Raw genomic sequence first — 21,461 nt, forward strand, 5'->3', positions numbered from 1 at the left:
CATTACCGCTCCATCATGCCTGGCCGCTACTGGCCTCACCGGGGTAAACGGAAAATGGCGGTGGGGTGGGAACCCGGGCCGCAGCAAATTTTTCTTCCCGCGTCAGCGCGGCACAGGCCGTTCGTCGATGCGATAGCCGCCCTGGGCGGTGCGGGTCACCTGCACCGGCAGCAGATCCGGCAGCGCTTCCAGGAACGTGGCCGGGGCATCGGTGGCTGCGTAGCCGGAAACGGGCAGGAACTTCAGCCCTGGCTGGCCCAGCGTGACGGGGTGGCCCAGATACTGCGCGACCTCCTGCGCCACTTCGTCCAGCGGGGTGCGCCGGAACACCAGGCGCCCGCTGCGCCAACCGCCGATGCTGTCCGCGTTTGCGGCAATGGCGTGATAAGCGGCGGTGCGCGTGGTGACGGCGAGGCCCTGCTCGGCGTGCAGGCTGACCGGAGAGGCCTCTTCGGTGCGATCCGGCTGCACCCGCACGTGCCCATGCAGCACCTTGACCACGACGTCGCCCGGCCCATTGCGCACATTGAAGGCCGTGCCGACCACGGTCACCCGGCTGCGTTGGGCATCCACGGTGAAGGGACGGTCGGCCGCCGGGGCGACCTCGAAGAACGCCTCGCCCTGGCTGAGCACCACTTCACGACGGGATCGATAGAAATGCACCGACAGCGTGCTGCGTGCATTGAGCGAAATCCGTGAGCCGTCCGGCAAGGGGATATCACGGATCTCGCCGGTACCGGTGGCCACGTCCTGCACGTAGCTGGGCGCGGTGTACCACCCGTAGCCGGCATATCCCAAGGCCAGCATCGCCACGGCCGCAGCGGCCGCAACGCGCGGCAGCCGCCGCGCACGCCGCAGCGCCCTGCCCGGCCGCAGAGCGGCAGGGGCGATCACCGCACGCGTGTCCGAGGCCAGCGCGGGGCGCGGCAGCTGCCCCAGGTCGTGCCAGGTCGTGGTCACGTCGGCGAACGCCCGCTGGTGTGCTTCACTCTCGGCCAGCCATTGCTGCAGGGCCGCCTCATCGTCCGGTTGCCAGCCCGCATCCTGCCGCCGCACCAGCCACGCGGCAGCCGCCTCATGCAGGGCAAGCGGGTCGACACCGGAAGCAGAAGAAAGGTCGGTCATCGGCAGGGAAGATCAGCATCGATGGCAGGCGCCAACGCCTCGCCCGCCGTGCCAGGGCGATGCAGTTCCTGCATCTGTGCCAGAGAGGCATAGCGTACCCGGACTTCGCAGTATGCGAGTGCGCGGGAAAGGTGCTTGACCACCATGCGCCGTGAAATCTGCATGCGCACCGCCACCTCCTCCTGGGTCAGTCCGTCGAAACGGCAGAGCACGAAGGCTTCGCGCTGGCGCTCCGGCAGTTCGGCCAGCGCCTCTCCCAGGCGTTGCAGGCGCTGCCGCTGCGCCGCCACCTGCAGCGGACACAGCGACTCATCGCCGGGCATGGGGTGGCCGGCGTGCTCGGCGTCGGCCAGCGGCAGCGTCTGCAGCCGACGGCCCTCGCGACGCTCCCGGTACTCGTCGGCCACGGTGTTCAGCACCGTGCGGCGCAGGTAGGCACCTTGCTGGTCACAGGAATCGAGCGCCGGGTTTGCTGCAATCCATTTGACTGCGCCGTCGTGCAGGGCATCCTCGACGTCACTGCCGCTGGCACGTCCGAGGCTGCGCAGGATGGGACCCCGCCAGCGCGCATAGGCCTTCGCAAGCAGGCCTGCAGCCGCCGGCGGGCTGTCGCTGCCCGGACCGGCCTGTGCGGATGCTGCTGGGTCCGCGCTCGTGCCCCGGCCTACGGTGGACACATCGCCCTCGAAACAGATGCCTGCGGTCTGCACAGGAGGGGCGGGGAATTCACGTTGATCGCCGGAGGATGGGCCGCAGCGGGCGGCGAAGGGGAAGGAATCGACGCCAAGTGTAGTGAGAGTCATTTGCAATTGAAACTCCCCTGCCCCGCTGCTGCACGCTGGCCCTGGCCTGGGCGGGTGGAGACGCCGCCGCCTGCGGCGCTGTGCAGAGAGCGATCAGCGTGACGCGTCACGCCGCCACGGCGCCGTGTCCCGCTGTACGCGGCTCAGCCTGCGGCCGCCAGCCCGTCGCCTGCCGCAACACGCCGCAACGAGGCCAGATAGCGGCAGTACTTGCCGGCGAAGATGCCGGTGAACGCACCCGACAGCAGCAGGTACACCGCACTGAAACCGGCATGCGCAGCGAGCGCCGGCGACACCGCCAGTGCGGTTTCAAACCCATACTTCACCAGGAACGTGACCAGCAGCAGCGGCAGCAGGCTGTAGTCCGCGCCACGCCGGAGGCGGCCGCTGGCAGCGTCCATGGTCAGCCGCGCGCGCCGCAGCAGCACCCAGCCCAGCGCCGCACCCGCAGCGACGCCGGCCAGCCATTCGCCCCAGGCGCTGAACGACGCCCCATAGCGGTGGCTGATCGACCACGCGCCCCACGCAGCGAACAGGACGGGGACGACCGCCAGCTTCTGCAGCGATGTCTCCCCCGGCTTCATGGCGGCAATGCCGCGCGTGACCAGGAAGGCCAGAAGCAGCCAGACCCAGAGCGGTGTCTGCGAGACGAGGAGCTGCAGCATGTTCACGATGGTTTCCTTGGTGAGTGGTGGCGGCGCTCGCCGCCTTGGCGCCCACTATTCGCGTTGCCGCGCACGGCAGCCAGTGACAGCTGTCAGCCATCGCGGATTACGCCGGAAGCGCAACCCCGCGACGTTGCGGCGCAGGGTTGCGGATGACGCCTTCACGCGACGTTGGTACTGCGTTGAGCTGCGGCGGTCCAACATGCGGGTTCCCGACCCCTGGAGGTCTGCATGCATCCCGACGTCCTTGGCTGGGCCGCGACGGCGGTACTGATGGCCACCCTGATCCGGCAGATGGTGAAGCAGTGGCAGTCCCCCCATCCGGAGACCGTATCGAAGTGGCTGTTCGTGGGTCAGATGACCGCGTCCACGTTGTTCACCGTCTACAGCGCCCTGCTCGGCGCCACGGTCTTCGTGGTGACCAATGCGCTGCTGCTGGTCACCGCGGTGATCGGCCAGCTGACGGCCTGGCAGCGACGGCGGCGAGGCGCGGCACCGCCGCCGTGCTGAACGGCGCCGGCTGCGCGCGACGACGAACCGTTAACGGCCCCGCACTATGCTGCAGGCCCCAATGGCTATCTGCGAGGTGCTCCCCGTGACCCGACTGCACACCCTGATGCTTGCCGGCTGCCTGCTTGCACTGAGCCCGCTGGCATCGGCCGAGACCGTGAACCTGACCAACAGCGCCGAGGGCGCCAATCGCGATGCGGGCATCACGGCGGTGAAGAAGAAGCTGCAGGACGCCTGCACCGATCGCAAGGGAACCGCGGATGCGGCGTCGTTCGAAGTGGTCTTCGAGAAGACCAGCGACAACCCGAACGTGCCCAAGCCGTACTACGTGGACGGCAAGATGAAGTGCGAGCTGCCGGGCTGAGCGCGCGCGGCGGGCGTGCCTGCGGGTAGGCGCGCGCACGCCGGTTCAGGCCTCCGGCGCGGTGACCACGCACACGCTGCCGGCGATCACGCGCCATCCGTCCCCGTGCTGCCTCCAGGTGCGCAGATAGCGGAACCGGCCCGAGAACGGCTCGCCCATGATCGCGCCGGACAGCGCTGCGGTCACCACGGCAATACAGGTCGTACCGTGCCAACGCAGCTCGACCGCCTGCCACTCGGCCTGCGAGAGCCGCTGCGCGCCGGACCGATGCAGCTGCAGGTCATCGGCCTTGGTATGGATGCCGCCGCCAGGCCCGATGAACAACAGGCCTTCGTCAATCAGGGAATCCAGCGCTTCGACATCGCTGTGCAGCATGGCAACGCGAAGCCGCTCTTCGTACTCCAGAACCTGCATGCCCGTCTCTCCTGCCAGGCCCAGCGGCCCGTTTCGTTGTCAGCCGACTCTACCGCGGGCGCGGCCGCGGCGGATCAGCTGCCACCCGCATTGACGTGCGGGCCCTTGGGCAGCAGCTGTTCGGCCAGCCCGCGATAGATCGGCACCGGGCAGACCAGCCCGGACACGCCACGGGCGATCAGCACCGTGGCCAGGATCGGCAACAGCAGGTCGCCGCTGTCGGTCAGTTCCAGCGAGATGACCGCAGACGTCAGCGGCGCCTGGGTGACGCCGGTGAGATAGGCGCACATGCCCAGCAGCACGAACGCCCGCGGGTCGACGGCGGGCATCAGCACCGCCAGGTTGTGGCCGATGCCGGCCCCCACGGCCAGCGCCGGCGAGAACAGACCGCCCGGAATGCCGGCGATGTAAGAGGCCAGGTTGGCCAGCAGCTTCATCAGCCCGAATTCGTGCCCCACCAGCGCCTGGCCCTGCACCAGGCTGCGCGCCTGCTCATAACCGGTGCCATAGGCCCCCGTGCCGAACGCGGCCGCCAGCCCCACCACCACCAGCCCGCAGCCGGCGGCAAGCAGCACCGGGTGCCGCTGCCGCAGCGTGCCAAGCCAACGCGGGCGGCCGGCGACGCTGGCCAGCACCGTGCGCGAGAACACTCCGCCCAGCAGGCCCGCCACCACGCCGCACAGCAGGATGGCCAGCCAGGCCTGGCCCAGCGGCAGGCGCGCGGCAACATGGCCGAAATAGGTGTAATTGCCCAGCAGCCCCAGCGAGACCACGCCACCGACGATCACCGCCGTCAGCAGCGTGCCGGAAAAACGATGCTCGAAGCGCCCGCTGAGCTCTTCAATGGCAAACACGATGCCTGCCAGCGGCGTGTTGAAGGCGGCGGCAATGCCGGCCGCGCCGCCGGCCAGCAGGAAATGCGAAAGCTCGCGGGGATCCTTGAACCCGAACCAGCGGCCGAACAGGTACATCAGGCTGGCACCGACGTGCACGGTCGGCCCCTCGCGCCCGACCGACGCGCCGCCCAGCAGCGACAGCGACGTCAGCAGCAGCTTGCCGGCCGAGACAGCGGGCGAGAGATTGACCTGGCGGAACGTCTCATCGGGCTTTTCCAGCGCCGCGATGACCTGTGGAATGCCACTGCCGCGGGTGGGGCGCAGCGCGCCACCGGTCAGCCAGGCGAGCAGCGCGAAGATGCCCGGGGTGAGCAGCAGCGCCCACCACGGCGAGTGGCTGATGGCGCGCTGGAACAGCCCGAAGGCAAGATCGCTGGCCTTGGCGAACAGGATGGCGACCAGCGCCACCGCGACGGCACCGATCCACAGCGCAGCACGGCGGCGCCACGCCTCGCTGCGCAGCTGGCCGAACACGTGCGACGGGATCCGGTGGAAAGGCTTCATCGGCACCAGTATGGCCAGTCCGGCCGCCGCGCGACAGCCGCCACCGGGGTGGTTGACCTTGCCGCATCCGGCGAATGGGGCCACTCCGCCGCATCAGCGGCGGCGTCAGGCTGTTGCCGGCACCTCGAGCGGCGTTGCAGCGCCCTGCAGTGGACGCCCCTGCAGCCAGTGCGCCAACTCGGCCTGGGCCATCGGCCGTGCGAACAGGTAGCCCTGGAAGTGGCTGCAGCCCAGGCGCAGCAGCAGCTCGCACTGCGCGTTGGTTTCCACGCCTTCGGCCAGCGCGCTCATGCCCATGACCTGCGAGATCTCCACGATCTTGCCGAGCAGCCGCTGCGCACGCTCATGGCTGGTGGCTTCGTGGACGAAATTGCGGTCGATCTTCAACGCGCGCACCGGCAGCATGCGCAGCGTGGACAGCGCGGAGAAGCCGGTGCCGAAATCGTCCAGCACCCAGGTGATGCCCATCGCCTCGATCGCTTTCATCTTGGCGATGATGTCGGCGGTTTCCGCGGACAGCGCCGATTCGGTCAGTTCCAGCTCGAGCAGCGCGGGGTTGACCCGCGTCTCACGGATGACCGCGCCGACCGAGGCCACGAAGCCCTCGTCGAGCAGCTGCACGGGACTGATGTTCACCGCTACGCGCAGCCCGCGCGTTTCGGGCCGCTCGGCCCAGTGCGCAAGCTGCCCGCAGGCCTGCCGCAGCACCTCCAGCCCGATGTCGCGGATCAGGCCACTCTCTTCCGCCTGCGCGATGAACAGCGCCGGCTGCTGCAGCTTGCCCGACGCACGCCGCCACCGCACCAGCGCTTCCACGCCGGTGACCACACCGTTGCCACGCACCTGCGGCTGGTAGTGGACCTCGATCTGGCCGCTGCGCACCGCACGCCCCAGCTCGCGCTCCATCCGCAGGCGATTGCCGATATCCACCCGGTAGATCGCGAAGATGGCGGCCAGCAGCACCATCGACAGCGCGGTGTTGGAGCGCGCACCCCAGGCACGCACCTCCAGCGGTGGCGACGTGGCCGGCGCCAGGAAGTCCAGCGCGCCCATGGCAAAGGCCACGAAGGTCGCCAGGCAGGCCAGTGGGAACACCAGCGAGCCGTAGCGCTCGCGCGCATCGAACGTGAAAGCCGCGCCGGCGGCCAGCGGCAGCAGGAACAGGTGGCCGGACCGTGGCACCCAGGCGATGGGCGCATCGATGACCGCGACCGCGCAGACCGAAGCGAAGACCCCGTGGGCGACGATCAGCAATGAGGTGCCATCGGCACGCCGGCTGCGGAAGAGTGCCAGCACACCCACGGCCATCACACCGACAAAGGGCGCGGCCAGCTCGGCACGGCCGACGTACAGATAGCACAGGGTCCAGGCCAGGCCGAGGACACTGCAGGCGACGCCTGCCAGCCGCAGGATGGTGCGGATCTTTCCGTGGCGCGGCGCCTCCTGGAATCTGGGCAGGCCCTGCCATTGCCGTGCTGCTTTGTCTGGCATCTGCCTGAGCGATCCGTTGATCAAGCGGTGCCCGGATCGGCACCCCGCGCGAAGAGTAGCAAAGCCACCGCTGCCACCCCACTGCGCCAAGTCGCCGCCGCCAGCGCGTCGGTTTTCCGCCACGCACGCAGCCGGTCGCGCGCGGTGACAACGGGCCGGGCACGGCCGTGCCCGGCCCCTCATGGCGCCGGCACGGACCGTGCCGGTGCAGCGCGAACGCAGCAGGCACGCGCTGCGCTCAGCGCTGCTGATCCCTCAGGAACAACCAGGTGATCAGCGTGGCATCGGGGCCCTTCGGGTCGGTGAACGGCAATCCGGACTGGCTGCCGCTCCACGCATGCCCCATCCCCTGCACCACGTAGTGCTGCACCAGCGTGCGGCCACCGTAGGCGTAGGTATCGATGGTATAGGCGCGCCCGCCCGGCACCTGCGCGTGGACGGTAGCGGTCGGCACCGGCTTCACCGAGTCGTTGTCCAGGCCGTCGTCGGCCAGGTCGTTGGTCTGCAGGAACTGGCGCACCGCCTGCTGCCCGTTCACCGGATTGACCGTGGCATCTGCGCTGCCATGGAACACCAGCACCGGCAGCGGGCGTGGCGATGGCGATCCTGCACATTGCCAGGCCAGTCGCCCGTTGCTGTCCGGCGAATAGATGCTGCCGGCCAACAGTGCATAGGCACTGCCGGAGATCGTGGTGGCGCCCTTGTACATGCCGCCGGAATGGATGGCGCCGGCGGCGAACACATCCGAATAACAGGCCAGCATGATCGCGGTCATCGCACCACCGGCGGAAATGCCGGTGACGTAGACGCGCTGCGGATCGATACGGTAACCGGCTTTCACCTTGTCCACGATGCCGGCCAGCAGGGACGGCTCGCCGCTGTCGCGCGCCTGGTTGATCGGCAGCTGCCAGTTCCAGCAGCGTGCCGGGTTGGAGGTGACGTTCTGCCGTGGGTAGACCACGATGACACCTTCGCTGTCGGCCACCTCGTTGAAGCCCGAGGCCTCACCCATCAGGTTCGGCCCGGTCACGCAGCCGTGCAGCACCAGCAGCAGTGGCAGCGGCTGCGACCCGTCGTAGCCGGCCGGCACCCACACCTGGTACTCGCGGGCACCGGACAGATTGCCGTACAGGCCGATGTCCCAATGCCCCGCAGGCCCGGCAGCCATTGCGCTGCCCGCCGCCGCCAGCCAGCCACACAGCGCCAGCCGCACCCCCTTGAACGAATCGATTGCAGATGTCATGACCCGATCCTCATGCATGGTTCGTGGATGAAGGAATTCCGGAACGCCTCGTGGACCCGCCGTCCCGAGGGTGCTGCGACGCCGCCGTCAGACCCAGCCGGTGGCGTAGTACAGGCCGATCACCACGAACACCGCGGCGGTCTTGATGAGCGTGACCGCGAAGATGTCCTTGTAGGCCTGGCGGTGGGTGAGACCGGTCACCATCAGCAGGGTGATGACGGCGCCGTTGTGCGGCAGGCTGTCCATGCCGCCGGAGGCCATCGCCGCGACACGATGCAGCACCTCCATCGGAATGCCGGCGGCCTGCGCGTTGGCGATGAAGGTATCCGACATCGCGGCCAGGGCAATGCTCATGCCGCCGGACGCCGAGCCGGTCACCCCGGCCAGGCCGGTGACGGTGATCGCTTCATGCAGCAGCGGGTCCTCGATGGCACCCAGCGCGTTGGCCACCACCATGAAGCCCGGCAGGGCGGCGATGACCGCACCGAAGCCGTACTCGGATGCGGTGTTCATCGCCGCCAGTACCGCTCCGTTGATGGCGCTGCGGGTGCCGTCGGCAAACTGGCTGAGCACCGGCCGCCAGGCCAGCACCAGCACGGAGAGGATGCCGACCAGCAGCGCACCGACCACGGCCCAGATGGCGCCGATCTTCGACACCTCCTGCACCACCGGCGCGGCACCGCCCAGCACCGAGGGCACGAAGCTGTGGGCGCTGCCGTACCAGTGCGGCATGCCCAGGGTGAACAGCTTGTTGCAGGCGAACACCAGCAGCAACGGCAGCACCGCAATGCCGGCAGGCGCCACCCGCGCCCCGGTGAACGGCAACGGCTCGTTGACCAGCGTGGCCGGATCACCGTAGCCCTCGCCGCTGCGCACGGCCACGCGGCGGCGCCATTCCAGGTAGGCCATGCCCACGGCCAGCACGAAGACGCTGCCCAGCGTGCCCAGCACCGGTGCCGCCCAGGTATCGGTGCCGAAGAAGGCGGTGGGGATGATGTTCTGGATCTGCGGCGTGCCGGGCAAGGCATCCATGGTGAAGCTGAAGCCCCCTACCCCCAGCGTGGCCGGGATCAGGCGCTTGGGGATGTTGCTCTGGCGGAACATTTCGGCCGCGAACGGATACACCGCGAACACCACCACGAACAGCGAGACGCCGCCATAGGTGAGCAGGCCGGAGACCAGCACGATCGACAGCATGGCCCGCTGTGGCCCGAACAGCCGGATGGCCGCACCGACGATGGAGCGCGAGAACCCGGACAGTTCGATCAGCTTGCCGAACACCGCGCCCAGCAGGAACACCGGGAAATAGAGCTTGAGGAAGCCCACCATGCGGTCCATGAACACCCCGGTGAACATCGGCGCCACCAGCGACGGATCGGTCAGCAGCACCGCGCCGAGCGCGGCGACGGGCGCGAACAGGATCACGCTGTAGCCCCGGTAGGCCACCAGGATGAGGAAGCCCAGCGCTGCGAGCACGATCAGTAACGACATGGGGCGCTTCCCGGTGAGGACGCGGCCCAGTATCCGGATCTGGCCGTCGCTGCCGACTGGACCTAGGTCCACTCGCCGCTGTGGCGACGCGCCGCTAGCCTAGGCTGCAGGGGTGGCAAAGGGCCATCTGCAACGGACATGCCCTGGGGGACGAGCGGATGAAACGGAATGGCTTGAGTCTGATGATCGGCGCGCTGCTGGCTGCCGCGCCGGCACTGGCGCAGGATGCGCCGGCAGCGGGCAAGGCGGCCGCGGCCACCAACCTGGACAGCATCACGGTGACCGCGCGCAAGCGCGAGGAAACCCTGCAGGAAGTACCGGTAGCGGTGACCGCGTTCACCGCTGAGGCACTGGACAGGATGAACGTGCAGGACATCGGCGACCTGGACGGCCAGGTACCGAACCTGACCATCTACGCGGCGCGCGGCGCCAGCAGTACGGTCACCGCCTACCTGCGCGGCATCGGCCAGTCCGACCCGACCTGGGGCGCCGACCCGGGCGTGGGCATCTACCTGGATGATGTCTACATCGCGCGGCCGCAGGGCGCACTGCTGGACGTGTTCGATGTCTCGCGCATCGAGGTGCTGCGGGGCCCGCAGGGCACGCTGTATGGCAAGAACACCATCGGCGGCGCCATCAAGTACATCTCACGCGGCCTGCCCACCCGGACCGAAGGTTTCGCCCAGATCACCGTGGGCAACTACAACCAGCGGGACGCGAAGGCCGCCATCGGCGGACCGCTCGGCGGTGCCGACAGCGGGCTGCGCGCGCGGGTGGCGGTGGCCAGCATGAATCGTGACGGCTTCGGTGAGAACACCTTCAACGGCCAGCCGGTCAGCGACAAGCAGATCAATGCAGCACGCCTGAACCTGGGTGCCTACGCGGGCGACGATCTCGATGTGCAGTTCGCACTGGACTGGACCGATGACCAGTCCGGCATGCGCGGCTCGAAGATGCTGGCGCCCAACCCGTTCCTGCGTGCCTACCCGCCGATGGACAGCCGCTACGACATCCGCTCGGGCATGCGCAATCTCAACAACGTGGAGACCAAGGGGGCCTCGGCGACGGTGAACTGGCGTCCGAACGAGGATGTGGCCGTGAAGTACGTGCTGGCCAAGCGCGAGTCGGACAGCGAGGCGAACATCGACTTCGACACCACGCCGGTGAAGCTGGCCGATGTGGGCGGCACCTATACCGACAACCAGGTGAGCAACGAGCTGCAGCTGAACTACGATGCGGGCGGCCGCGCCCGCGGCGTGGTCGGGCTCTACCACTTCAGTGGCGAGGCCGGCGGGCAGATCCAGAACAACTACTTCAGCGCGCAGTTCGCCGACAACCAGGGCAAGGTGCTGACCGACAGCGTAGCGCTGTATGCCGACTGGACCTTCGATCTGACCAGCAGGCTGAAGCTGGACGTGGGCGCGCGCTACACCGACGAGGACAAGCGCGCGATCGTGCTCAACCGGCTGTACGCCGACCCGGGGTTCAGCCGGCCGGTGGCGGTCACTGCGGACTTCGACAAGAAGACCCGTTTCCGCAACGTCTCGCCCAAGGTGTCGCTGGACTACCAGATCACCCCGGACATCATGGTGTACGGGCTGGCCACGCGCGGCTTCAAGTCCGGCGGCTACAACATCCGCGCCAATGCGGTGGCCGTGCCGCGCTCGGCCGAACCGTTCGACGACGAGACCGTGGACAGCTTCGAGATCGGCAGCAAGATGGCCTTCCTGGACCAGCGCCTGTTCCTGAACCTGTCGGCCTTCCACAACAAGTACAAGGACATCCAGCTGTCGGTGTTCACCGGCATCGACAGCAACGGGGATGGCGTGGATGATGCCTTCTTCGGTGACTTCACCAATGCTGGCGCCGGCACCATCAACGGCCTGGAAGTCGAGTACCAGTACCTGCCGACCCGGCACTGGCTGATTTCCGGCAACCTGGCCTGGCTGGATGCCACGTATGACGAGTACATGGACCGCGGCATCAACGTCGCCGACCAGATGAAGTTCACCAACGCGCCGGATTTTTCCGGCGCCCTGAACGTGGAGTACCGTACCGACCTGGGCAACGGCGGCAACCTGTCGGCACGGGTCGGCTACAGTTACCAGAGCGAAGTGTGGCCGACCACCGACCTGAGCCCGGTGATCCGCCAGGCCGGCTATGGCCTGGTCAATGCGGGCGTGATCTGGCGGCTGGATGAGGCCTGGACGTTCTCGCTGCAGGGCACCAACCTGGCCGACAAGGAATACCGCACCACCGGCTACAACATCCCGGCCGTCGGCACGCTGATCGGCTTCTATGGCCCGCCGCGCCAGTACAGCCTCAGCGTCCGTTACGATTTCTAGCGCGCCCGTCACGATTTCCAGGAAGCCTGTGCATGACCGCGTCCTACCAAGATCTGTACTGGAACAGCAGCGATGGCCTGCGCCTGCACGCGCGGGATCATGCGCCGGCGGCCGCGGCGCCGGCGCGCGGCACCGTGGTCTGCATTCCCGGGCTGACCCGCAACGGGGCCGACTTCGACGCCCTGGCCGGATCACTGACCGCGGCCGGCTGGCGGGTGATCGCGGTGGACCTGCGCGGACGCGCAGGCTCGGAACGTGCGCCGGATCCGTCCAGCTACAACCCGCGCACCTACGCCGACGACATGGTGGCGCTGCTGCGCTCGCAGCACATCGACAGTGCGGTGTTCATCGGCACATCGCTGGGCGTGCTGGTGATCATCACCCTCGCCTCGCGTGCCCCCTCACGGATTGCCGCCGCGGTGCTCAACGATGCCGGCCCCAAGGTGCCACGCCAGGCCCTGGCGCGCATCGGCAAGTACGCCGGCAAGCCGGTGCCGCCGATGGATATGGCGCAGGCCACGGCCTATGTGGCGGCGATCGGCAAGGCAGCGTTTCCGCGCTTCAGCAGCGACGACTGGCGGGAGATGGCGGCACGGTCCTTCCGCCGGCGCAGCGACGGCCTGCTGGAACTGGACTACGACCCGGCGGTCATCCGCACCACCCGGCCCTGGCTGCTGTGGCTGCTGCGCCCGCTGCTGTGGCGCGCAGTGCGGGGACTGACCGCGCGGGTCCCGGTGCTGGTGGTGCGCGGCGCGCTGTCGGACATCCTGCCGGCCGACGTCGCACGGCAGATGGCCGCGACATCGGACAGGGCCCGCCTGGTGGAAGTGCCGGACGTGGGCCACGCGCCGATGCTGTCCGAACCCGAGGCGCGCGACGCGATCCTGTCGCTGCTGGAAGCGGCGCGATGAGCGCTGACGCATCGACCGCCCGGCTTCCGGCAGCGCTGCAGGCGCTGCAGCACTGGGCGGCCCGCGAGCGGCTGGGCCGGCACATACCGGTCACCCAATCGCGTATCGACCGGTTCGCCGATGCCACCGGCGACCACAACTGGATCCACGTTGATCCGGCCCGTGCCCGCGCGGCACTACCGGGCGGGCAGACCATCGCGCACGGATTCCTGCTGCTGTCGCTCACCGTGGAAGACGATGTGGCCGCCCTGGCCGGGTTCCCCGGCATCGCCCACGTATTGAACTACGGCTTGAACAAGGTGCGCTTCCTGGCGCCGGTGCCGAGCGGTTCGGTGGTGCAGGTGCGCTCGCAGCTGCTGTCGCTGCAGCCGCGCCAGCCCGGACACTGGCTGCTGACCCAGCACAAGACCGTGCAGCGGGTGCCCGGCGGCGAGGCGGCACTGGTGGCCGAACAGCTGTCGCTGATCGTGATCGCCGGCTGACGCCCGGGTCTGGCGGCACCTGCCCGCGCTGCTGCACGCCACGCCGGGTTCTCTCTACACTGGAGCGATGTTGACGCCTTCCATCGTCCTGTTCGCCTGCATTGCGTGGACCGTTCTGCTGTTTGGCGTGGCCCTGTGGGGGGAGCGCCAGGGGCACCGGCTGGCGCGGCCGTGGCCGGCCATCTACGCGCTGTCGCTGGGCGTGCACTGCACGGCCTGGACCTATTACGGGGCTGCCTCGCAGGGCGTGCAATGGGGCTTCCCGATTCCGCCGACACTGATCGGCATGGCACTGATCTTCGCCTTCGGCCTGCCCTTCCTGGCCCGGCTGGGGCGGCTGGCCAAGCAGCACAACAGCGCCACCATCGCCGACCTGGTGGTGGCACGGCTGCGTACCGACCAGGGGCTGGGCATCACCATCACCCTGGTGGCCCTGTTCGGCATCGTTCCCTACATCGCACTGCAGCTCAAGGCAGTGAGCCAGGGGCTGGGCGCGCTGCTGGGTGATCAGTTCGCAGCAGCCGGCTGGCAGCTGGACATGTCGTTCTGGTTCGCGCTGACGATGGCGGCGTTCACCCTGCTGTTTGGTGCGCGCAAGGCGTCGGCCACCGAGCACAACCGCGGCATCGTGGTCGCGCTGGGCCTGGAGTCGGTCCTGAAGCTGGTGGCACTGCTGGCGATCGGGCTGTACGCCGCGCTGTCGGTGCAGCAGGCGGGCACGCCGCTGCTGCAGAAGATGACCCAGCTGCCGCCGCCAGCGGTCGTTCCGGACTACCTGACGATGGTCGCGCTGGGAGCGATCGCCGCCTTCACCCTGCCGCACCAGTTCCACGTGGGCGTGGTCGAACTGCGCCAGCCTTCGGACCTGAAGACGGCGCGCTGGCTGTTTCCGCTGTACCTGCTGCTGATCGGCCTGCCGTCGGTGCCGATGGCGCTGTACGGGGCGGCACAGCTGCCGCCGGCGGTGTCGCCCGACCTGTACGTACTGGCCCTGCCGCAGGCCGGCGGCCACCATCTGCTGGCGCTGGTGGCCTACCTGGGCAGCCTGAGCGCGGCGACCGGCATGATGATCCTGTCCGGGCTGACCCTGTCGATCATGCTCGGCAACCACGGCTTCGGTTCGCGCCTTCTCGGCGGCATCGAGAGCGGACGTCCCGGGGCCGACCTGCGCCCCCGCGTGCTGGCGTTCCGGCGTGCCGGCATCGTTGCGGTGTTCCTGATGTCATGGCTGTACAGCCGTGCGATGAGTGGCACCGAAGCACTCAGCGATTTCGGCCTGATGTCGTTCACCGCGCTCTCGCAGCTGGCGCCGGCCGTGCTGTTTGCCGTGTACCGGCCACGCACGCCGTCGCCGGCGATCATCGCCGGCATCGTGCTGGGATCGCTGGTGTGGCTGTGGCTGGTGCTGCTGCCGATGGTGGTGCCTGCGCCGCCGCTGTCGGCACACCCTGATCGGCTGCACTGGCTGGCGATGGTCTCGCTGCGCCCGCAGCCGGGCCATATCGCCATCAGCATGGGCGCCAGCCTGGCGGTGAATCTGGCCACCGTGCTGCTGGTGGCGCGTGCGGTGCGCCCGTCGCTGCCGCGGCAGCGCGATGCGGTGGCCGCCGCATCGCTGCGCAAGACCGCCGGCCGCTTCCTGGGCCCGGAACGCGCGCGGCAGCTGATGGAGGGACATGCCGGGCAGCTGCTGGATGACGACCGGGTCACCGCCATCGAGCGTGAACTGACCGCGGTGGTCGGCGCCGGCATGGCCCGGCTGCTGGTGGAAGCCGCCCGCGATGGCGGCGCCGCGCCGTTGGATGCGGTCACCCGCGCCGTCGGCGAGGCCACCCAGGTGCTGCGTTTCAACCAGCGCCTGCTGGAAGCCGCACTGGAGAACATGAGCCAGGGCATCAGCGTGGTCGATGCGCAGCTGCAACTGGTGGCCTGGAACAGTCGTTACGCCGCGCTGTTCCGGTTTCCTCCGGAACTGCTGCAGGTCGGCCAGCCGGTCGCCCATCTCACCGCGTGGGCACTGGGCCAGCTGAAGATCGGCGACAGCCCGGGGGACAGTCCCGAGAAGGCCCTGCAGCGCCGCGTGGTGCACATGCGGCGCGGCAGCCCGCACCTGTCCGAGCGCATATTCCCGGACAACACCATCGTCGAGATCCGCGGCAACCCGATGCCTGGCGGCGGCTACGTGGCGACCTTCACCGATGTCACCGCCTTCCGCCGCGCCGAGGATGCGCTCAAGCGCAGCAACGAGACGCTGGAACGCCGCGTGCAGGACCGCACCGCACGGCTGGAACAGGCGGTGCAGGAAGCCGAGCGCGCCAACGTGGCCAAGACCCGCTTCCTGACCGCAGTCGGCCATGACCTGATCCAGCCGCTGCACGCCGCCCAGCTGCTGACCGACGCGATGTCGCAGCACATCGAATCGGACGTCCTGCACAGCTTCCTGCGCCAGATCCGCGGTGCGCTGGATTCCACCGATGACCTGCTGTCAGGCCTGCTGGACATCTCGCGGCTGGAAGCCGGCGGACTGGTGGCCGACCCGCGCCCGTTCGCGCTGTCGAGCGTGCTGGAGCCGCTCGCGCAGGAGTTCGCGGTGCTGGCCGCCGCGCGTGGCCTGCGGTTCCGCTACGTGCGCACACAGGCGTGGGTGCACAGCGATCCGCTGCTGCTGCGCCGGGTCCTGCAGAACTTCCTGGCCAATGCCATCCGCTACACCCGCCGGGGTGGCGTGCTGCTGGGCGTGCGCCGCTGCGGGCCGGCCCTGTCCATCGGCGTGCATGACAGCGGCCCGGGCATCGCCGCGGAACAGCAGGCGGTGGTGTTCGAGGAATTCCATCGCGGCGACCGCAGCAATGGCCAGGGACTGGGGCTGGGCCTGGCCATCGCGCACCGCATCGCCGACCTGCTGCACGCACCGCTGCACCTGCGCAGCGCGCCGGACCGGGGCTCGACGTTCTCGATCCGCGTGGCCCGCGCGGCGCCACCGGCAACGCCGCGGCCGGAACCGGCCACGGCGGTCACCCGCGCCCTGCAGGGTACCCGGGTGCTGGTGGTCGACAACGATGCCGATGCACTGGCCGCCCTGCGCCAGCTGCTGCTGTCATGGGGCTGCGAGGTGACCGCGCTGCGCGATGCCGCCGCCCTCGATCCCTCGGCGCAGGCAGCCGCGTTATGGCTGTTCGACTATCACCTGGATGACGGCGATACCGGCGTCGCGCTGTGGACGCGGCTGGTGGCCCGGCATGGGCCGCGGCCGACGGTGATCCTCAGCGCCGACACCGGCGCCGGCACGCGCGAGGCGGTGCGCGCGGCCGGCCTGTCGTTGTTGAACAAGCCGTTCAAACCGCTGGCGCTGCGCTGGGCGATCAACCATCTGCTGGCCGCCTCGGGCACGGCCGCCCGGTGAGGGTTCAGGCGTCCTGCGCCGGTTCGATCTGCCGCGCAGGATCGGCCAGCCCCATCTCGTGCAGCACGCGGATGGCCTGCGCGCGGTTGCGCACGCCCAGCCGGCCCATGATGCGGGTCATGTGCGCTTTCACCGTCCGCAGCTGCACACCCAGACGGTCGGCAATCTGCTTGTTGAGCAGGCCTTCGGCGACCAGGCTCAGCACCCGGTACTGGTGCGCGGACAGGCTGGCCAGGCGTGCGGCCAGATCGGCATCCTTGCTGAAAGGCGCCACCCGTGCCACCGGTTCGCGCAGCAGCGCGGGAATCCAGCGTTCTCCCTCCAGCACGGTCTGCAATGCCGACTGCAGCTCGGCCAGCCCCGAACTCTTGGGCAGGTAGCCGGCCGCGCCGAGATCGATGGCGCGGCGGATCACCTGCGGCTCTTCATTGGCCGAGACGATGATGATCGCCAGGCCTGGCTGCAGGGCGCGGATGGTGGCCAGCCCGGCCAACCCGTGGTTGCCCGGCATGTGCAGGTCCAGCAGCATCAGGTCGATCGGCTGGCGTTCCAGGGTTTCAAGCACGCTGTGCAGCGAATCGGCTTCGCTGATCTGCAGATCGGCCACCGCCTCTTCGGCCGCGCGATGCAGCGCGGCGCGGAACAAGGGGTGGTCATCGGCGATAAGCAGGGTTGACATGCGCAACCGAGATTAGCAAATCGCCGGCGCCCGGACAGGGGGACCTAGGTACGCTGGCGCGCCGCCGCGGGATGGCTAGGGTGGAGCCATGAACAACCGTCCGCCGATGATCGTGCTGTCTGCCGCGTTGCCACTGCTGTGGGCCTGGGCGTCGAACGCCGATGCCGCCAGCGCCCTGCCCCGGCGCAGCGCCGACGCTGCCGTGTTCGAGCACTGGCGGGAAACCCGCCACGCCGGCAGCGATGATCTGCTCACCGCCGGCCTGGGCCTCGACGGCCTGCGCTCGAGCGCGGCGCCCGCCTTCGCCGACCCGGCCCGGCCGACGCCAGGCGAAGCCCGGCGGCGGGCGATCTGGAGCAGCTGGCGCGGCATTGCCGACCTGACCCCCGGCGGCGGTTTCGGCGATGTGTATGGCCATCTGCAGGCGGTCCCGGGCCGCGAGTACTCGGCGTATGCGTGGCTGCCGGGCGCGCGCCAACCGCATCGGGTGCTGGTGCAGGTACCCGACAGCTTCGATGCCGAGCGACGCTGCCTGGTCGTGGCCGCCGCGTCCGGATCGCGCGGGGTGTACGGCGCGATCGCGGTCGCCGGCAGCTGGGGCCTTGCCCGCGGCTGTGCCGTCGCCTACACCGACAAGGGGGCGGGCAGCGACTACTACGACCTGCACGCCAGGATCGGCGTCGGCGCCGACGGCACGCCTGCCGGCGACGGCGCCTTGGCGTTCATGCCCGAAGATGCGGCCGCCACGCAGGGCATCGCCTTCAAGCACGCGCACTCGGGTGACAATCCCGAAGCCGACTGGGGCCGGCACCTGCAGCAGGCGCTGCAGTTCGGCCAGCAGGTGCTGGACCGCGCCTACCCTGCGGCCGGCCCGTTCACCGCAGCGCGCACGCGTGTACTGGGCGTGGGCGTGTCCAACGGCGGGGGTGCCGTGCTGCGCGCGGCGGAGATCGATGGCGACGGCTTCGATGCGATGGTGGCCGGCGAACCCAACGTCTCGGTGCCCGGCGCGCCACCGCTGTACGACGCGGTGATCCTGGCCGCACTGCTGATGCCCTGTGCGCTGCTTGCGGTCGACGACCTGCCGCAACCGCCGCCGCAGACACAGGCCACGCCGGCCGGCGTGCAGCGCTGCGCCGCCCTGCATGCGGCCGGCCGGGTACAGGGGCAGGACACCACTGCACAGGCGCGCTCGGCGCGGCAGCAGCTGGTCGATGCCGGCTGGAGCGACCGCGTCCTCCGCGCCGGCGCGTTCGCGAGCGGGCTCGACATGTGGCGCGCGATCGCGGTGACCTACGCCTCGGCCTATGGCCGCTATGGCGCGGGCCAGCACCCCTGCGGGTATCGCTTCGCAGCGGCGGCGGACCCCGCCGGTTCGGCCGGTTCGATGGCGCGCGCCCGCTGGTGGAGCGAAGGCAGCGGCATTCCACCCGGCCAGGACGTGTTGCTGGTGGAGGGCAGCAGCGCGTCCGCGCACGCGGATCCGCTGCGCGGCCTGGACTGCCTGCGCGCGCTCGGCGTGGCCGACAGCGCCGATGCACGGCGGGTCCGCGCCGGCATCGCCGAGGCGGCGGCACGGCCGCCCCGGCGCGGTCTGCCGATCGTGGTCATCCATGGCAGCGACGATGGGCTGGTGCCGATCCGCATGAGCAGCGACCGCTATGTGGCGCTGGCGCGCAACGCGGGCGCGCAGATCGCCTACTGGCGGGTGGACCATGCGCAGCATTTCGACGCGCTGCTGGCCTTCCCGGACTACCGCAGGCGCTATGTACCGCTGCTGCCCTACCTGTTCGCAGCACTGGACCAGATCTGGGACCACCTTGAGGACCCGGCGCGTGCGCTGCCGCAGGACGCACTCATCCAGCCGACGCCGCGTGCCGAGGCGCCACTGCGGCGCGGACAGCTTGCCCTTCCCGTGACCCCGGCCACGCCCGGCCGCTGACACACGCCCCACCAGGACCCCACGATGACGCCCGACGCCGCCGCACACACTTCTTCTGCCGCCCCCTGCCCGCTGCTGATCAAGCAGCTGCTGCAGACCCCGATGGCGGTGCATCCGGACCAGCAGATCGTCTGCGGTGACACGGTGCGCTTCGACTACCGCACGCTGCAGCAGCGCATTGGCCAACTCGCCGGCCTGCTGACCGCGCTCGGGGTCACGCACGGCGACACCGTGGCGGTGATGGACTGGGACAGCAACCGCTATCTCGAGAGCTACTTCGCGGTGCCGATGATCGGTGCGGTGCTGATGATGGTGAACATCCGCCTGGCGCCGGAGCAGATCGCCTACACGCTGAACCACAGCGGGGCGCGGGTGGTGCTGGCCAACCGCGATTTCCTGCCGCTGCTGCAGGGCATCGACGAGCAGCTGCCGGACCTGTACACGCGCGTGCTGCTGGACGATGTGGGCGGCCCGCTGCCGGACGGTTTCGTCACCGAATACGAGACCGGCCTGCGGGGCGCCACCGCGATCCGGACGTTCCCCGACTTCGACGAGAACAGCCGCGCCACGGTGTTCTATACCACCGGCACCACCGGCCTGCCCAAGGGGGTCTACTTCAGTCATCGGCAGCTGGTGCTGCATTCGCTGGCTGCGATGGCCGCGCTGGGCAGCGCGCCGCAGCAGGGGCGGCTGCACCGCAACGACGTGTACATGCCGATCACCCCGATGTTCCACGTGCATGCCTGGGGCGTGCCGTACGTGGCCACCCTGCTGGGCATCAAGCAGGTGTACCCGGGGCGCTATCTGCCCGCAAGCCTGCTGGGATTGATCGCCCGCGAGAACGTGACCTTCTCGCACTGCGTGCCGACCCTCCTGCACATGCTGCTGGAGCACCCCGCCGCCGCGCAGACCGACCTGCGCGGCTGGAAGGTGATCATCGGCGGTGCGGCCCTGCCGCAGGCGCTGGCGCAGCGCGCACTGGCCCGCGGCATCGATATCTTCGGTGGCTACGGCATGTCCGAGACCTGCCCGCTGCTCACCCTGGCCCAGATCGACGCCGATGCCCTGGACGATCCGGACGAGGCCCTGGCGCTGCGCACCAAGGCCGGCCGCCCGGTGCCGCTGGTCGAGCTGCGCATCGTCGACGAGCACATGAACGATGTTGCCCATGATGGCGTCGCCACCGGCGAAGTAGTGGTGCGCGCACCGTGGCTCACCCCCGGCTATCTGCACGACCCGGATGCATCGGCGGCGCTGTGGGCCGGCGGCTACCTGCATACCGGCGACATCGGCACGATCGACGCGCGTGGCTACCTGCGGGTGACAGACCGCATCAAGGATGTGATCAAGACCGGCGGCGAGTGGATCTCCTCGCTCGCGCTGGAAGACATCATCGCGCTGCATCCGGCGGTGAACGAGGTCGCGGTGATCGGCATCAGCGATGCGAAATGGGGCGAGCGGCCGCTGCCGCTGGTGGTGCTGCACGACGGCAGTGACGTGACCGAAGCCGAGATCATCGAGCTGGTGGCGGCCCGCAGCCGCAACGGCGACATCTCGCGCTACGCGATCCCCGAGCGCGTGCGCTTCGTGGCGTCGATCGAGCGCACCAGCGTGGGCAAGATCAACAAGAAGAAGCTGCGCAGCCTGCATGACCGGGATACGGCCGCCGGCGTCCGCTGACCGGCATGCGGTGCGCCGCGCGCCGCGGCCTGCATCGCCTTCCCCGGTCCGCCCGTGCGCGCCGCGTGAACGCGCTTTCTGAACGGGAACGGCCACGAATTTCGCCGATTTCACGCTGTATCCACGTCTTCCAACTGCAGCTGAAAGGCGATCATGACTTGGGGCAAAAGACGGCTATATTCCAGATTCCCCAGACGAAGGAGGGAGTGGAATGTCACTGAACAAGCAGCATCTCAACTCGGCACGTGCACTTGCCGTTGCCATCATCGCCACCGTCAGCCTTGGCGCCTGTGCCACCTATAAAGACGAATTTGCAACGATCAACTCACGCCTCGACCAGCTCGATGTGAAGGTACAGGGCGCGGCGCAGAGTGCCGAGTCCGCCAACCAGTCGGCGCAGCAGGCCAACCAGCGTCTGGATCAGATCGAAGGGCGTGTCCAGCAGCTTGAAAGGGCACCCCGCCGCACCCCGCGCGGCTGATCGCCCCCGCAGCACAGTATTGATGACCGTGT

18 protein-coding genes are annotated in these 21,461 nt (G+C 69.3%); 9 read left to right on the forward strand and 9 right to left on the reverse strand.

Annotation, left to right across the window (positions count from 1 at the left end; genetic code table 11):
* Positions 1-102: 102 nt before the first annotated feature.
* The 3 genes from Q5Z10_RS11510 to Q5Z10_RS11520 all read right to left on the reverse strand — a co-directional run bounded on the left by Q5Z10_RS11510 (position 103) and on the right by Q5Z10_RS11520 (position 2,593).
* Positions 103-1,125: a FecR family protein gene (locus Q5Z10_RS11510; RefSeq protein WP_303635569.1), complete on the reverse strand. Its 1,023-nt coding sequence runs from the start codon at positions 1,123-1,125 to the stop codon at positions 103-105.
* On the reverse strand, positions 1,122-1,928 hold the full coding sequence (locus Q5Z10_RS11515) for an RNA polymerase sigma factor (RefSeq protein WP_303639175.1): 807 nt from the start codon (positions 1,926-1,928) through the stop codon (positions 1,122-1,124). Before Q5Z10_RS11515 ends, Q5Z10_RS11510 begins: the two co-directional genes overlap by 4 nt.
* A 143-nt stretch (positions 1,929-2,071) precedes the next feature.
* Complete coding sequence (locus Q5Z10_RS11520) at positions 2,072-2,593, reverse strand: DUF6622 family protein (RefSeq protein WP_442758911.1); 522 nt, start codon at positions 2,591-2,593, stop codon at positions 2,072-2,074.
* A gap of 231 nt (positions 2,594-2,824) precedes the next feature.
* On the opposite strand from Q5Z10_RS11520, the gene Q5Z10_RS11525 reads away from it, so the two are divergent.
* Positions 2,825-3,103, forward strand: coding sequence for a hypothetical protein (locus tag Q5Z10_RS11525; RefSeq protein ID WP_303635571.1), 279 nt, complete (start codon positions 2,825-2,827; stop codon positions 3,101-3,103).
* A 61-nt stretch (positions 3,104-3,164) separates the two neighbouring features.
* Positions 3,165-3,467: a hypothetical protein gene (locus tag Q5Z10_RS11530; RefSeq protein WP_442758912.1), complete on the forward strand. Its 303-nt coding sequence runs from the start codon at positions 3,165-3,167 to the stop codon at positions 3,465-3,467.
* 45 nt (positions 3,468-3,512) lie between these two features.
* Here Q5Z10_RS11530 and Q5Z10_RS11535 read toward each other — a convergent pair whose 3' ends face one another.
* From Q5Z10_RS11535 to Q5Z10_RS11555, 5 genes are all read right to left on the reverse strand, one after another.
* On the reverse strand, positions 3,513-3,881 hold the full coding sequence (locus tag Q5Z10_RS11535) for a nuclear transport factor 2 family protein (protein WP_303635573.1): 369 nt from the start codon (positions 3,879-3,881) through the stop codon (positions 3,513-3,515).
* Positions 3,882-3,955: 74 nt separating this feature from the next.
* Positions 3,956-5,281: a chloride channel protein gene (locus Q5Z10_RS11540; protein ID WP_303635574.1), complete on the reverse strand. Its 1,326-nt coding sequence runs from the start codon at positions 5,279-5,281 to the stop codon at positions 3,956-3,958.
* Between the two features lie 105 nt (positions 5,282-5,386).
* Positions 5,387-6,772 (reverse strand): EAL domain-containing protein, encoded by a 1,386-nt coding sequence (locus Q5Z10_RS11545; RefSeq protein WP_303635575.1) that lies wholly within the window; start codon positions 6,770-6,772, stop codon positions 5,387-5,389.
* Between the two features lie 238 nt (positions 6,773-7,010).
* The gene (locus Q5Z10_RS11550) at positions 7,011-8,015 is read right to left on the reverse strand and encodes an extracellular catalytic domain type 1 short-chain-length polyhydroxyalkanoate depolymerase (protein WP_303635576.1); all 1,005 of its coding nucleotides are present in this window, start codon (positions 8,013-8,015) and stop codon (positions 7,011-7,013) included.
* Between the two features lie 87 nt (positions 8,016-8,102).
* Entirely contained in the window at positions 8,103-9,506 is a 1,404-nt protein-coding gene (locus Q5Z10_RS11555; RefSeq protein WP_303635577.1) for a GntP family permease, read from the reverse strand.
* Between the two features lie 182 nt (positions 9,507-9,688).
* On the opposite strand from Q5Z10_RS11555, the gene Q5Z10_RS11560 reads away from it, so the two are divergent.
* From Q5Z10_RS11560 to Q5Z10_RS11575, 4 genes are all read left to right on the forward strand, one after another.
* Complete coding sequence (locus tag Q5Z10_RS11560; RefSeq protein WP_303639176.1) at positions 9,689-11,851, forward strand: TonB-dependent receptor; 2,163 nt, start codon at positions 9,689-9,691, stop codon at positions 11,849-11,851.
* Between the two features lie 32 nt (positions 11,852-11,883).
* Complete coding sequence (locus Q5Z10_RS11565; protein ID WP_303635578.1) at positions 11,884-12,762, forward strand: alpha/beta fold hydrolase; 879 nt, start codon at positions 11,884-11,886, stop codon at positions 12,760-12,762.
* On the forward strand, positions 12,759-13,244 hold the full coding sequence (locus Q5Z10_RS11570) for a MaoC family dehydratase (protein ID WP_303635579.1): 486 nt from the start codon (positions 12,759-12,761) through the stop codon (positions 13,242-13,244). Before Q5Z10_RS11565 ends, Q5Z10_RS11570 begins: the two co-directional genes overlap by 4 nt.
* A gap of 67 nt (positions 13,245-13,311) precedes the next feature.
* Entirely contained in the window at positions 13,312-16,647 is a 3,336-nt protein-coding gene (locus Q5Z10_RS11575; protein WP_303635580.1) for a hybrid sensor histidine kinase/response regulator, read from the forward strand.
* A gap of 4 nt (positions 16,648-16,651) precedes the next feature.
* Here Q5Z10_RS11575 and Q5Z10_RS11580 read toward each other — a convergent pair whose 3' ends face one another.
* On the reverse strand, positions 16,652-17,326 hold the full coding sequence (locus tag Q5Z10_RS11580) for a response regulator transcription factor (protein WP_303635581.1): 675 nt from the start codon (positions 17,324-17,326) through the stop codon (positions 16,652-16,654).
* Positions 17,327-17,414: 88 nt separating this feature from the next.
* Here Q5Z10_RS11580 and Q5Z10_RS11585 point away from each other — a divergent pair, with 88 nt between their 5' ends.
* The 3 genes from Q5Z10_RS11585 to Q5Z10_RS11595 all read left to right on the forward strand — a co-directional run bounded on the left by Q5Z10_RS11585 (position 17,415) and on the right by Q5Z10_RS11595 (position 21,429).
* Positions 17,415-19,268 carry a 3-hydroxybutyrate oligomer hydrolase family protein gene (locus tag Q5Z10_RS11585; protein WP_303635582.1) on the forward strand — a complete coding sequence of 618 codons (1,854 nt, stop codon included), beginning with the start codon at positions 17,415-17,417 and terminating at the stop codon, positions 19,266-19,268.
* Positions 19,269-19,292: 24 nt separating this feature from the next.
* Complete coding sequence (locus Q5Z10_RS11590; protein WP_303635583.1) at positions 19,293-20,948, forward strand: fatty acid--CoA ligase; 1,656 nt, start codon at positions 19,293-19,295, stop codon at positions 20,946-20,948.
* Between the two features lie 211 nt (positions 20,949-21,159).
* Positions 21,160-21,429 carry a hypothetical protein gene (locus Q5Z10_RS11595; protein WP_303635584.1) on the forward strand — a complete coding sequence of 90 codons (270 nt, stop codon included), beginning with the start codon at positions 21,160-21,162 and terminating at the stop codon, positions 21,427-21,429.
* The last annotated feature ends 32 nt before the right edge of the window (positions 21,430-21,461 follow it).

The organism is Stenotrophomonas sp. 704A1 (genome assembly GCF_030549525.1).
Taxonomy (GTDB): Bacteria; Pseudomonadota; Gammaproteobacteria; order Xanthomonadales; family Xanthomonadaceae; genus Stenotrophomonas; species Stenotrophomonas tuberculopleuritidis.